The sequence below is a fragment of the Terriglobus sp. genome (assembly GCF_965201105.1).
In the GTDB taxonomy this organism is placed as follows: domain Bacteria; phylum Acidobacteriota; class Terriglobia; order Terriglobales; family Acidobacteriaceae; genus Terriglobus.
Window position 1 is genome coordinate 2,300,801 of sequence record NZ_OZ241741.1, and the last position, 12,632, is coordinate 2,313,432.

A 12,632-nucleotide genomic window follows, 5' to 3' on the forward strand; every position below is an offset into this window, starting at 1 on the left:
ACGCTATGCCCACGCGGCTTCACACGTTTGATCTTGTACTGATCGCCGTATACCTGATCGGCATCACGCTGTTCGGACTTCGCTTCCGCAACAAAGAGAAGTCGTTGTCCACATACTTTCTGGCGGGCCGCACCGTGCCGTGGTGGGCAATTGCGCTGTCGATTGTTTCTGCGGAAACGAGCACGTTGACGATCATCAGCGTGCCGGGTATCGCCTTTGGCGGAAACTGGACGTTTCTGCAGCTCGTCTTCGGCTACATGGTGGGGCGCATCGTGCTGTGCGTGTTGTTCCTGCCGCGCTACTTCCAGGGCGAGATGTTCACCGCGTACCAGTTGATCGATCGCCGCTTCGGGCCGGTGCTGCACAAGGTGACCGCGGGCCTGTTTCTGTTGACGCGCGCCGCGGCCGAGGGTGTGCGCGTGTTCGCTGTGAGCATCGTTGTGGGATTGGCGATCGGCACCAATGACATCGCGAGTATCGGAATCATCACGGCGCTTACCGTGCTGTACTCGTTTGAAGGCGGCATGACCGCGGTGATCTGGACGGACGTGGTGCAGATGATTCTGTACATTGCGGGCACGCTGGTGGCGCTGTTTACTTTAAGTGGCAAAGTGGCCGGCGGATGGGCGACGATCCACGCGGTCACGGCCGCGGCTGGCAAGCTGAAGTTGTTCGACTTCACGCTGAACCTGACGACCACGTACACGTTTTGGGCTGGCATTCTGGGCGGTGCGTTTCTCACGATGGCGTCGCACGGCACCGATCAACTGATGGTGCAGCGGTTGCTGGCGGCAAAGAATCTTCGCGAATCTCGCACGGCGCTGCTCGCCTCAGGCGGCGTGGTGCTGTTGCAGTTCACGCTGTTCCTGCTGATCGGCTCGGGGCTGTATGTGTTTTACGGGCAGCACCCGGAGGCGCAAACGGTTCATGCTGCCGATCGCATTTTTCCGGCGTTTATCGTGCAGCAGATGCCGGTCGGCGTTGCCGGCCTGCTGATTGCGGCCATCCTTGCAGCCGCAATGAGCAATCTCTCCGCCGCGCTCAACTCTCTGTCGTCCACAACGATCGTTGACTTCTACCTTCGTCTGCGGCCGCACAGCAGCGAGCGGACGCGCAACCTGCTGTCGCGCACGAGCACGGTGTTGTGGGCTCTGGTGCTGTTTGCCATTGCCGTGTACTCGGTGGCGAACGGCGGAAAGGGTCACGTGGTAGAAACAGGTTTGTCGATTGCGTCGGTCGCATACGGATCACTGCTGGGTGTGTTCCTGTTGGGAACGCTGACACGCTTTGCGACGCAAAGCGGAGCGATCATAGGCATGGTGGTGGGGTTTGCGCTGAACCTGTTCCTGTGGCTGGCGCCGAAAGGCATGAATGTGGTGTTTCACTTGGATGGTGTTCACGTGTTTGAGCCAGGACTGATCGCGTACACCTGGTACGTCTTGATCGGCTCTGCCGTAACATTTGCGGTCGGCGCGCTGGCGAGCCTTCCCGGTCGCGCACAGCGCCGCGCTGTGGTGGTTGTACTCTGCGGCGCATTGCTGCTTCCCGCCTTGCCGCTGCCGGCGCAAACCGCATCGGGTAGCGCTTCGGCCCAGTCCTACGACTTTAAGCCCGTGGACAGCATCCTGACTGCGGCGATTGCGAACCAGGAACTACCTGGGGCGGTGCTTGTCGTCGGGCATAACGGGCGGATTGTCTACCATCGCGCGTACGGCAATCGCGCCCTGGAACCGGTCGTGGAACCCATGACGGAAGACACTATCTTTGACATGGCTTCGCTCTCAAAATGTCTGAGTACCGCGACCGCGATCATGCAGTTGTATGAGCAAGGCAAGCTGCAGTTCGATGATCCTGTGGTGAAGTACTTGCCCGAGTTTGCAGCGAACGGTAAGAGCAGCATCACGGTTCGCGAACTGCTGACGCACTACTCCGGGTTAAGCGAGGACGTGAACCTGAAGGATGTGTGGAGCGGCAAGGCCGAGGGCGTGAAGCGTGCCATGCAGGCGGTGCCGTACGGGCCGCCGGGTGTGACGTTTAAGTATTCGGACATCAACTTCATCACGCTGGGAGCACTGGTGGAGAAGATCAGCGGTGAGCCGCTGGACGTGTACGCGTCGAAGCACATCTTTCAGCCGCTCGGCATGACGGAGACGGCATACCTGACGCCGCATTGCCCGCACCGGTACGATCAGCCGGACCCCATGAATGGGCCGTTGGGATCGCGAACGAACTGCATCGTGCCGCTGCTGGATGCAAAAACAGTCAGGCCTCTGCCGATCGCTTTACCAGGCGGTGCGCAGATCGATCCAGGCCGCATCGCGCCAACGGCGCACAACGACGACAAGCCGATGACTCACGACGAGCTGCTGCGCGGCACGGTGCACGACCCCACGACGCGCCGCATGGGTGGCGTTGCGGGACATGCGGGCGTGTTTTCAACGGCACATGACGTCTCGCTGTTCGCGCAGGCACTGCTCGACCGGCTTGCCGGACGGCGCAGCGCCTTTCCTCTGAAGACCGAGACGCTGCGGCTCATGTGCGAGCCGGAACAGCCCGCGCGCGGCAAGTGGCTGCGCGGCTTTGGCTGGGATGTCGATTCGCCGTTTTCGCGGCCGCGCGGCACGGTCTTTCCGGTGGGCAGCTTCGGCCACACCGGCTTTACGGGAACGTCGCTTTGGATGGATCCGCGTTCGGACACGTACGTGGTTCTGCTGGCGAACGCGATTCATCCACGAGGTCGTCCGGCCATCTCCGCTTTGCGCGGCAAAGTGGCGACCGCTGCGGCACAGGCGTTGCACCTGTACACGCCCTACGCCGGCGCGAACACCACGGGTGGGAAGGTGCTGAGTGGAGTGGACGTGCTGCAGCAGACGCAATTCGAACGGCTGCGCGCGTTGCAGGCTGCGGTCGGGCATTCGCTGCGGCTGGGTCTGTTGACGAACAACACGGGGCTCGACTCGGCAGGCAGACGCACGATCGACGTGCTGGCCCAGGACCTGCCGAAGGCGGTGCCGGGCGCGAAGCTCACGGTCCTGTTTTCGCCGGAACACGGCATTGCGGGCGCGGAGGATCGCGAGGGCATTGGGAATGCGACCGATCGCGCGACCGGTCTGCCTGTGCTCTCCCTGTACGGCGCAAAGTCGGAGGACCGGCGGCCGAAGCAAGCCGATTTGGAGAAGCTGGATGCGGTGCTGATTGATCTGCAGGACGCAGGTGTTCGCTTTTACACGTATGAGACGGTGCTTGGCTACTTTCTGGAGACGGCTTCGCAAGCAGCCAACAAGCCGCTCATTATGGTGCTGGACCGCCCTGCCCTGCTGAGCGGCGAAATTGTAAATGGGCCCGTGAATGATTCCGGCACCGAGCGATACATCGCGTACATGCAGGAGCCGACGCAGCACGGCATGACGCTGGGTGAGCTTGCGCGATTCATTCATGCGACGAAGCATCTTGCCTGCGACCTGGCCGTGGTTCCCGTTGTGAACTACCAGCGCGGTCTCTGGTACGACAACACGGGTTTGCTGTGGGTGAATCCAAGCCCGAACCTGCAGAGGCTTGAGGCCGCGACGCTCTATCCAGGTCTTGCATTTTTAGAGTTCACGAATGTTTCCGTGGGCCGCGGCACCGATGCACCGTTTGAGCAGATTGGCGCGGCGTGGATTGCGACTGATGCCGACGCGCAGAAGCTTGCGGCGACGCTGGCGGCGCGCAAGATCAGCGGTGTGGATGTGACTGCGACGAGTTTCACACCGGCAAAGCCGTACCCGTTTGCGGGTCAGCTTGTGCACGGGTTGCGTTTCACCGTGAATGACCGTCAACGCTTCGACGCGGCCGAGTTTGGGGTGGAGTTGCTGGCCGCTCTGCACGCGCAGTATCCGCAGCAGTTTCAGCTTGCGAAGGCGAGTGGCACGCTCCTGAACCAGGCGACGATGGATGCGCTCGCAGCCGGCAAAGATCCGCACGAGATTGCGGCGATGTGGGAATGGAACCTGCAGAGCTTTCGCGAAGTACGGGCGACATACTTGCTCTACGGCTATTTGCCGCCGCCGCAGAACCGGCTTGTTACAGAGCAGGCGACTATCGTTGTTCAGTAGTCGGGGTTTGCGCAAAGCGCACTACACCTTCAGTTTGCCGCCGCGACCGCTTTCGCGTTTGACGTTGCTGTCGAGCACGGCGGCGAGTGGCTCGAAGGCTTCGGTTGGGCCGCGCCACTCGAGTTCGTCGACGTTGGCGAAGACGTCGACGTCGGTGCGAAGCGTTGCGAGAGTGCGGAAGAGCAGAGCGTCGCTCATGCGGGTTTGCAGCGTTTCGCTGAGGGCTGCGGGGTTCGTGACGCGGACATTCCAGGTGCGGAAATCCTGGGGGATCGCGTCGATGTGGCCGTATTTTGCAAGGATGGCGGCGGCGCCCTTCGCGCCCCAGCCTGGAAGGCCGGGGAAGCCATCGGCGGTATCGCCGACGAGGGCGAGATAGTCGGGGATCGAGGCGGGCGGAACGCCGAATTTGGTGACGACGCCGGCTTCGTTGCGGGGCTCGCGCTTGCGGCGGTCGAACTGGATCACGCGATCGCCGACGACGCATTGTGCGAGGTCTTTGTCGGGCGTGCATATCAAGATTTGCTCAGCGCTTGGGTCTTCAGCAGCTTTGTGCGCGGCGGCGGCGAGGGCGTCGTCGGCTTCGAACTCGGTCATGGCCCAGACGACGAAGCCGAGGGCGCGCAGGGCTTCTTCGAGCAGCGGGAACTGCGCCATGAGATCGGGCGGAACGCCGGCACCGGTTTTGTAGCCGGCGTACAGGTCGTTGCGGAAGGACTCGACGACGTGGTCAGTCGCGATGCCGACGTGCGTTGCGCCTTCCTTAATGAGCGAGAGCATGGAGGCGAGGACGCCACGGACGGCGGCGACTTCGCGGCCCTGGCCGTCCTGCAGTTTCGGCAAAGCGTGGTAGTGGCGGAAGAGTTCGTAGGTGCCGTCGACCAGGTGAATGCGCATGACCCCTCCCCCCTTGTTTTTGCAAGTTCTTCATTTTAGCGGAGTTGGGATGATGAAGGTGTGTAAGTTCTTCTTGCTACGTGGTTTGTGTGTAAGTTCCTGCGCTGGTGTGAGTTGCGGGTGATTGCACAAGTTTCGAGGCACGCGGTTGTGGCGGTGCCTAACCTATGGGTCGCGCTTTCAGCGCTCTGGCCAACACGGGATCGGATACCTAGGCCTTCGGCCCAGGCTGGTATGTCCGCGGGCCTTCGGCCCTTGTCACGGCGGCTACGTGCTGGTCGCGGGAGCGTATGAATGACGCTTGCGAGTGCTCCTGAGTGGCGCTCGGTGGTGGCGGTGCCCTGGCTGGCGTTTGACGGACTTCTGGGTGGTGCTCGATCTTGGGTTGCCCTGGTGCGTTTGCGGATGGCTATGCAGTCCCGTGTGGGCGTAGCGGATTGCACCGCAATGAATCTTCAGTACCTAAGCGGATTTCGTGAGTAGTGGGGCCATTGCGTAGCCGGCGAGGATGAGTACTGGCGTGGGGCCCAGGTCGATGCTGGCGAACTGGTCGAGGCGGGCAGCGGCGATCTGCTGATGGGGTGTGGCGGCATGGGAGATGGCGACGCAGGGCAGGTCGGCGGGTGCGCCCGAGCGGCGGAGTTCGGCCGCGATGGCTTGGGCGCTGCGGCCCGGCATGTAGATGGCGAGGGTTGCGTCGGGCGGGAAGGCGCCGGTCCAGAGAGGCGCTGAGTTCCCCGTCGGGTTGTGTCCGGTGTTCGAGTCCTGTTCGGCCTCAGCGCCTTGCTCAGCATCTGGCTTGATCTTGTGGCTGGCGGGATGGCCAGCGACAAGGATGAGTTTGGAGGCGCTGTGGCGGTCGGTGAGCGGGAGTTGCATCGCGGCGGCGGCGGCAAAGACGGCGGAGATGCCGGGGACGATTTCAACGGGGATGTTGGCTGAGTGGAGTGCGTCGAGTTCTTCGGCGGCGCGGCCAAAGACGAGCGGGTCGCCGGATTTGAGGCGGACGACCGAGAGGCCGCTTCGGGCGGCGTCGATCATGAGGGTATGGATGCCGGCCTGGGTGATGCGGGCCTGGCCGCAGCGCTTGCCGACGCTGGTGCGTTGAGTGTGATCGCCGCAGAGCGCGAGGACTTCGGGAGAGACGAGGTCGTCGTGGAGGACCAGGTCGGCGGTTGCGAGAAGTCTCGCGGCGCGGAGGGTGAGCAGGTCAGGGTCGCCGGGGCCGGCGCCGACAAGGTAGACGGTTCCTTTTTGGGCTTCAAACGACATAAGTAAGGAGTGCTTCGGGAAATGGCAATGTCCGATGTGGCACTCGCTCCAAGATAGCGGGCTCGCACCAGTGACGTTGTGCACCTCCATTCAGCGGCGTGAAAGGCGAAAAACCGACCTCAGCGGCTGAAGCCGGTTCCTTGCAGTTTCGATATGGCACAGCTAAAGCTGTGCCCTTCCATTCGTTTTCAAACAGGAGCACGCTGGTGCGCTTGTTCCAAAGGTGATCGTAAAACGCTGCATGCTCATTCCGTGCTCCGGTTGCGGTCGGGGTAATGCTGGCGGGCGTGGGCTCGGGCGAGTTGGCGGGAGGGGCAGGCTTCGGCGCCGCAGACCTCGCGGGTGGCGAGCTGGTGCAGGAGCAGTTTGCGGGGTTCGCCCAGCGGCTCCATTTGCAGGACTTCGCGGCGGAGGCGACCGAGTTCCATGAGCCAGGGGCCGAGGTCCAGCGGGAGCTGTTCGTTCAAGTCTTTGCGGAGCTGCTGGGCGAGTGCGGGGCTTTCGCCCGCGGTGGAGATGGCGATCTGGAGGTCGCCGCGGCGCACGATGGACGGGAAGTAGTAATCACAGTACGGCGGGTCATCGACGGCGTTGATGAGGGTGTTGTGTTGCTGGGCGTCGCCGAAAACGGCGCGATTCACCTCGGGAACATCAGTGCCGGCGACGGCGAGGAAGATGCCGTCCATGTCCTCTGGTTGATAGGGACGGAGGTGGAGGCGGATCAGGCCGTCGGCAGCGAGTTGCTGGACGCGCGGGTTGGCGCGGGTGGCGACGACGGTGACATTCGCCTCGGCTTCGACGAGGGAAGCTATTTTGCCTTCGGCAATGATGCCGGCGCCGACGACAAGGCAGGGGCGCGCGGTGAGCTTGAGAAAAATAGGAAAGAGGCCGGGCATGGTGTTTTGACGCTTCCCTTCCGATGCGGTGGCGACGTCGCCGCTACTCCCGGCGTAGTGGTGCCGTTTCATTCGCTTCGACGACGACAAAGACGCTTTCATACTGAACAGCTTGAAAGACGATGGTTTGCTGACTGCTGCGTGTAATTTCGAGCAATCGGGGACTCATCCAGGTAACGGACGGCTGCAGCGATCCGGGTGAGCCGCCGGAAAGGACAAGGATCGGCATTGTCTCGCGCGCACCCTGCCTTTGCAGGTAGATCTTGACGACGTTCGATTTCGAAGATGCGCCGGTGTTGGCAAACACCTGGGTTTTTACAGTAAATTCTCCATTCGGTGATCGTGTTTCGACCGAAGAAGCAGGTCCGCAACCCGCTTGCAAAACGACAGCAACGGTGAAGGACAGCAGCAGCAAAAATTTGCCAGGCCAATCAGGCACTACAAGCTTCACCACAGTCCTCCAGCCTTTGTTTGGGTTTCCTTTTCCTTTGCCATGGCAAAGGAAAAAGCACATTAAGTTGCGAGTCTGGCATTACAGCACAGCTAAAGCTGTGCCCCTCCGTACACCGCCTCCGCAGGCGTGGCGTTCCGGAACAACATGTCCGCTGGCAGCACTGCCCTATCCCACATTGGACGGCGTGGGGCGGGTGGGCAGGTCGCGGTCGACCGGGGCGATGGGGGTGCCGGCGAGCTGGTTGCGGAGGTCTTCGTCGGTGTGGCGGGCGAAGTACATGCGGAGGTTTTCAGTGGCGGTGTTGCGGGTGGTGAGGTACTGGCGGAGGAGGCGTTCCATGGCGTCGGGGACTTCGGTCGCGGCGATGCGGTAGCCGACGGGACGGGCGAAGCCGGCGTGCTGGCCGAGCGCACCGCCGACGCAGAAGTAGAAGGCGTCGACCATATTGCCGTCCTGCTTGATTTTTTTGCCTTCCAGGCCGATGTCGGCGATCCAGTGCTGGCCGCAGCTGTTGGGGCAGCCGGTCACGTTGATGCGCAGCTGCTGGTCAAAGCCGGGCAGGCGCGCATCCATCTCGTCGGTGAGCCAGCGGGCGAAGCCCTTGGTTTCGGCGATGGCGAGCTTGCAGAATTCGGTGCCGGTGCAGGCGACGGTGCCGCGCCAGAAGTTGGTGCCATCGACCTGGAGACCGAGCGCGGAGATGCGCTCGACGACTTCGTTGACACGTTCGTTGGGGATGTTGATGAGGAGAATGTTTTGCTGGACGGTGCAGCGGAGCTCGCCGGTGCTGCCGTTCTTCTCGGTGCTCTCGGTGTTCTCGGTGCTCTCGGTGCTCTCGTTGCTCTCGTTCTTCTCGTTGCTTTCTTTCTTCGCGCTGAACTCCTCTGCCAAGTCGGCGAGGCCGTGCAGTTGCGCGGAGGTGAGGCGGCCGCGGAGGACGGAGATGCCGACGGAGGACAGACCAGGCTGCCGCTGCGGGTTAACGCCGGTGTGATCGCGGTACAGGTCGTCGGGAACTTCCTCATCGGCAGCGGGATCGAGCCTGTAGCCGAGGCGGCGTTCAAGTTCAGCGAGGAAGGAGTCGGCGGTCCAGCCCTCCCGCATGAAGAGGTACTTCATGCGAGCGTGGTTGCGGCTTTCGCGCAGGGGGTCAGCGTCGCGGAAGATGCGCGCGATTTCGATGCAGACCTGTTCGGCCTGTTCGGGCTTGATGAACGCGTTGAGGCGGACGGCGAGGTGCGGTTCCTTGCTGAGACCGCCGCCGACGCGGATGCTGTAACCGGCTTCGCTCTGGCCGTTCACGATGCGCTCGGTGCCGGTGAGGCCGATGTCGTCGATTTCGGGGTAGGAGCACCAGACGGGGCAGCCGGTGATGCTGATCTTGAACTTGCGCGGCAGGTTGACGAACTCGGGGTTGGCGGTGAGGGTGGCGGCAACGCGTTGAGCGAGCGGCGATGCGTCGAGGATTTCGTGCGGGTCGGTGCCGGCGAGCGGGCAGCCGGTGACGTTGCGGACGACGTCGCCACAGGCGCCCTTGGGGCTGAGGCCGACGGCTTCGAGCGCATCGGTCACGAGCGGAAGACTTTCAATGGTGAGCCAGTGCATCTGGATGTTCTGCCGGGTGGTGACGTCGCCGATGCCGCGGGCGTACTTCTCCGTGATGTCCGCGATGGTACGGAGCTGGAGCGGAGTGAGGATGCCGTTGGGGATGCCGACGCGCATCATGAAGTACTCGGTGGCTTTGCCCTCGCCGCCGACGCCGCCCACGGCGCCGATACCATCGCCCTGGGTGTAGATGCCCCACCACTTGAAGTAGACGCCGGCCCATTCGGGCAGCACGGACTCGCGGCCCTCGGCGGCGAAGCGGCGCACGTCGGCCCAGGCTTCCCAGGGGTTCTTTTCGAGCTTGAGGCGCTCGACTTTTTGAGCCTTGGTTTCTTTGCGGACGGCGGGCGGAGAGGGGACTTTGTCGAGGCCTTCTGCGGCGTCGCCTAGAAAGGTTTCGTCGGGCATTTGGTTGGTGCTCCTGCGCAATGTAGTGCGGCGGTTGATGTGTCGCGCCTTCAGCGCTGGGGTCGTTGTTGCGGAAGCTACCTGGGCCTACGGCCCAGGCTATGCCGCCGCAACCGCGCCCTGCTCGCTGGCGGAGAAGGTGTGCCGGACGTCGGAGCCGCGGACCCAGAAGATGACGTCTTCGGCGATGTTGGTGGCGTGGTCGGCGCTGCGCTCCAGGTTCCGGCAGACAATGATGGAGCTGAGCGCCAGGTCGGTGCAGTCAGGCTGCTGCTGCATGGCGCCGAGCAGGGCGGCCTGCGAGTCGCGGTTGAGGCGGTCGATGTCGTCGTCCATAGTGAGAACCTGTTCGGCGCGGGCGGGGTCGGCATCGAGCAGCGCGCGGACAGCGTTGCGGATCATGCGGCGGGCGATCGCGCCCATGCCGCCGATGTCGCCGGGCAGATCGGCGGGGTTGGCGCCGTTCGGCTCGACTTCCATGAGCGCGCGGCACTGCTTGACGGTGTTGGCGGCCTGGTCGCCAATGCGCTCCAGATCGCCATTGATGCGGAGGACGGCCATAAGGAAGCGGAGGTCGACGGCCATGGGCTGCTCCTTGGCGAAGAGTTCGTAGGCCATTTCATCGACGTCGCGCTCGGCGGCGTTGATGGCCTGCTCGATGTCGAGGACGTGATCGCAAAGGGCGGCGTCGCGGGTCAGAAAGGCTTCTACGCTCAACTCAAGCGACTGCTGCGCAAGCGCTGCCATGGCGAGCAGCTTGTCTTTCAGCGTGGCGAGCTGTTGCTGGAAGTGGATGCGTGGCAAAGGAGGTGTCCTTGGGATATTTTAGGCGATGGTGCGCGGCGGCGTGTTTGAACAACGCTTGTTGGCGTCAGTGAGCGGAGGAGAGGTCTTCGCCCTTGCGCTCGCCGGCGACGAGGGTGAAGAGCGAGACGGCGATGGCGACGATGACCACCGTCCAGCCGAGGACGGGCTCTAGCGAGCCGCCGAATCGGGTCGCGGCGAGGCCGGCCTGGATGGGGCCGTTGCGCGAGGCGAGCAGGTTGCCGAGCTGGTAGGCGAGGCCGGGGAAAATGGCGCGGACGGCGGGCGGCGCGAGCTCGTTCAGGTGCGCGGGGATGACGCCCCATGCGCCCTGGACCATGAACTGCATCAGGAAACCACCGACGGCGAGCATGACCATGGTGTGCGACCAGGCCCAGAGCGGAACCATGGGGATGGCGAGCAGCGACGCGGCGATGATGGTCCAGCGGCGGCCGAGGCGCTCGGAGAGCGTGCCGAAAAACATGCCGCCGAGCAGGGCGCCGATATTGGCGACGACGGCGATCTTGCCGACGTCGGCTGGGCTGAAGTGTTTGCCTTTTTCGAGGAACGTGGGGTACAGGTCTTGGGTGCCGTGGCTGAAGGAGGCGAAGGCGGTCATGACGAGGACGAGGAGGACGAAGGTGCCGGCGTACTGGGCGACACCGGTGACGCGGGTGCGCCTGGCAGTGATGCCCGCCTGACGCTCTCGCCATGCGGGCGACTCGTCGACGCCGCTGCGGATGTAAAAGACGAGCAGCGCCGGCAGCGTTCCGATGAGGAACATGACGCGCCAGTTGGTAAGCATGCCGGTGCCGTGCAGGTGCGGGAAGACGAGCCAGTAGACGGCGGCGGCGAGCAGGTTACCGGTGACGTAGCCCTCCTGCAGAAGGCCGCTGAAAAAGCCGCGCCCGGCGGCGGGCAGCGTTTCAAAGGTGAGCGCGGCGCCGACGCCCCATTCGCCGCCCATGGCGATGCCGAAGAGAGCGCGCAGGACGAGCAGGCTGGTCAGCGTGGGCGCGAAGGCGGAGGCGCACTCGAAGACGGCGAAGCAGACCACGTTGAGCATGAGGGTGGGCTTGCGGCCCCAGCGCTCGGCCAGCGCGCCAAAGATCAACGCACCGACAGGGCGCATGGCGAGCGTCCAGAAGAGGCCCTCAGAGACCTGCCGGATGCTGGTGTGGAAGTCGGCCGCGACGGCCGAAAGGCAGTAGGTGAGGATGAAAAAATCGAAGGCGTCGAGTGCCCAGCCGAGAAAACAGGCGATAAACGCATTGCGCTGACGCGGCGTGAGCGCGCGAATGGATGCGGCAGTCGAGGCCATAGACGAGTGTGGTCATGGTCGCACAGGAATACAAGAGTTGCTTGCACGTGCTGCTTCCGCTCGTAGCCAGGAAAAGTACGATATCGAAATAATTTTGCATCGCGCCATTTCGGCTCACATCTGCTTGAATAGCTCACGTCACTCATCTGCTTCGCAATGCGAGGCGGTCTGTGACGCGAGACACACTCGTGGGCCGCGGTCTGCCGCCCTTGTTGGAGGAGAAAGATGTTTCAATCTGTTCGTCGTCTTGCCCTGGGAACCGCCGTTCTGCTCGCCGGGGTTGCCGTTCCCGCTGCGTTTGCTCAGGCGTCCACGTGGGCGATCGACCCGGCGCATTCCGGGGTTGAATTCTCAATCAAGCACCTGGGTGTGAGCACCGTGCGCGGCAGCTTTTCGGGCGTGACCGGCACTGTCGTCTGGGATGAAAAGAACGTGGGCGCCTCACACGTGGACACAGTCATCGACGCCAAGACGGTCAACACGGGCCAGGAGAAACGCGACGAACACCTGAAGAGTCCGGACTTTTTTGATGTGAACCAGTACCCGACAATCACGTTCAAGTCGACGAGTGTGAAACGCGATGGCGAGGGCAAGCTGCAGATTGTGGGCGACCTGAAGCTGGGCGGTCAGACCAAGCCGGTCACGCTGGAAGTAGACGGGCCCGCGACGCCGCAGAAGGGCATGGGCGGCAAGCTGGTTAGCGGATTTTCTGCAACGGGCACGATCAAGCGCAGTGATTTCAACTTCGGCCAGAAGTATGGCGCGCCCATGCTGGGGGATGAGGTGCGGTTCACAATTGATCTTGAGGTTTCGAAGCAGTAATTGCACTTTCTTGCCGTCCGCACGCACCCAGCGCACCACCTCATCGGTTGAAGCCACTG

General features: G+C 63.1%; 9 protein-coding genes. 2 read left to right on the forward strand and 7 right to left on the reverse strand.

Translation table 11 applies throughout. The annotated features are described in order from the left end of the window. Positions 1-5: 5 nt before the first annotated feature. Entirely contained in the window at positions 6-4,094 is a 4,089-nt protein-coding gene (locus tag ACOFKT_RS10015; RefSeq protein WP_419803852.1) for a sodium:solute symporter family transporter, read from the forward strand. Between the two features lie 21 nt (positions 4,095-4,115). Here the strand turns inward: ACOFKT_RS10015 and ACOFKT_RS10020 are convergent, their stop codons facing one another. The 7 genes from ACOFKT_RS10020 to ACOFKT_RS10050 all read right to left on the reverse strand — a co-directional run bounded on the left by ACOFKT_RS10020 (position 4,116) and on the right by ACOFKT_RS10050 (position 11,751). Further along, positions 4,116-4,991, reverse strand: a complete 876-nt coding sequence (locus ACOFKT_RS10020; protein ID WP_419803853.1) for a 5'-3' exonuclease — start codon at positions 4,989-4,991, stop codon at positions 4,116-4,118. Between the two features lie 462 nt (positions 4,992-5,453). Beyond that, a complete protein-coding gene (gene cobA / locus ACOFKT_RS10025) occupies positions 5,454-6,263 on the reverse strand; it encodes a uroporphyrinogen-III C-methyltransferase (RefSeq protein ID WP_419803854.1) in 810 nt (269 codons plus the stop codon). Positions 6,264-6,508: 245 nt separating this feature from the next. Next, on the reverse strand, positions 6,509-7,159 hold the full coding sequence (locus ACOFKT_RS10030; protein ID WP_419803855.1) for a precorrin-2 dehydrogenase/sirohydrochlorin ferrochelatase family protein: 651 nt from the start codon (positions 7,157-7,159) through the stop codon (positions 6,509-6,511). 43 nt (positions 7,160-7,202) lie between these two features. After that, on the reverse strand, positions 7,203-7,574 hold the full coding sequence (locus tag ACOFKT_RS10035; RefSeq protein WP_419803856.1) for a hypothetical protein: 372 nt from the start codon (positions 7,572-7,574) through the stop codon (positions 7,203-7,205). Positions 7,575-7,778: 204 nt separating this feature from the next. Further along, positions 7,779-9,626 (reverse strand): nitrite/sulfite reductase, encoded by a 1,848-nt coding sequence (locus ACOFKT_RS10040; RefSeq protein ID WP_419803857.1) that lies wholly within the window; start codon positions 9,624-9,626, stop codon positions 7,779-7,781. Positions 9,627-9,725: 99 nt separating this feature from the next. Beyond that, on the reverse strand, positions 9,726-10,430 hold the full coding sequence (gene phoU, locus ACOFKT_RS10045; protein WP_419803858.1) for a phosphate signaling complex protein PhoU: 705 nt from the start codon (positions 10,428-10,430) through the stop codon (positions 9,726-9,728). A 67-nt stretch (positions 10,431-10,497) separates the two neighbouring features. Then, positions 10,498-11,751 (reverse strand): MFS transporter, encoded by a 1,254-nt coding sequence (locus ACOFKT_RS10050; protein ID WP_419803859.1) that lies wholly within the window; start codon positions 11,749-11,751, stop codon positions 10,498-10,500. Between the two features lie 225 nt (positions 11,752-11,976). Here ACOFKT_RS10050 and ACOFKT_RS10055 point away from each other — a divergent pair, with 225 nt between their 5' ends. Then, positions 11,977-12,573 (forward strand): YceI family protein, encoded by a 597-nt coding sequence (locus ACOFKT_RS10055; RefSeq protein ID WP_419803860.1) that lies wholly within the window; start codon positions 11,977-11,979, stop codon positions 12,571-12,573. The last annotated feature ends 59 nt before the right edge of the window (positions 12,574-12,632 follow it).

What these genes read in the sequence shown, in the direction of transcription:
- ACOFKT_RS10015 (WP_419803852.1), top strand. Translation starts at nt 6, where the DNA reads ATGCCCACGCGGCTTCACACGTTTGATCTTGTACTGATCGCCGTATAC.
- ACOFKT_RS10020 (WP_419803853.1), bottom strand. Translation starts at nt 4,991, where the DNA reads ATGCGCATTCACCTGGTCGACGGCACCTACGAACTCTTCCGCCACTAC.
- cobA (WP_419803854.1), bottom strand. Translation starts at nt 6,263, where the DNA reads ATGTCGTTTGAAGCCCAAAAAGGAACCGTCTACCTTGTCGGCGCCGGC.
- ACOFKT_RS10040 (WP_419803857.1), bottom strand. Translation starts at nt 9,626, where the DNA reads ATGCCCGACGAAACCTTTCTAGGCGACGCCGCAGAAGGCCTCGACAAA.
- ACOFKT_RS10055 (WP_419803860.1), top strand. Translation starts at nt 11,977, where the DNA reads ATGTTTCAATCTGTTCGTCGTCTTGCCCTGGGAACCGCCGTTCTGCTC.
- ACOFKT_RS10030 (WP_419803855.1), bottom strand. Translation starts at nt 7,159, where the DNA reads ATGCCCGGCCTCTTTCCTATTTTTCTCAAGCTCACCGCGCGCCCCTGC.
- ACOFKT_RS10050 (WP_419803859.1), bottom strand. Translation starts at nt 11,751, where the DNA reads ATGGCCTCGACTGCCGCATCCATTCGCGCGCTCACGCCGCGTCAGCGC.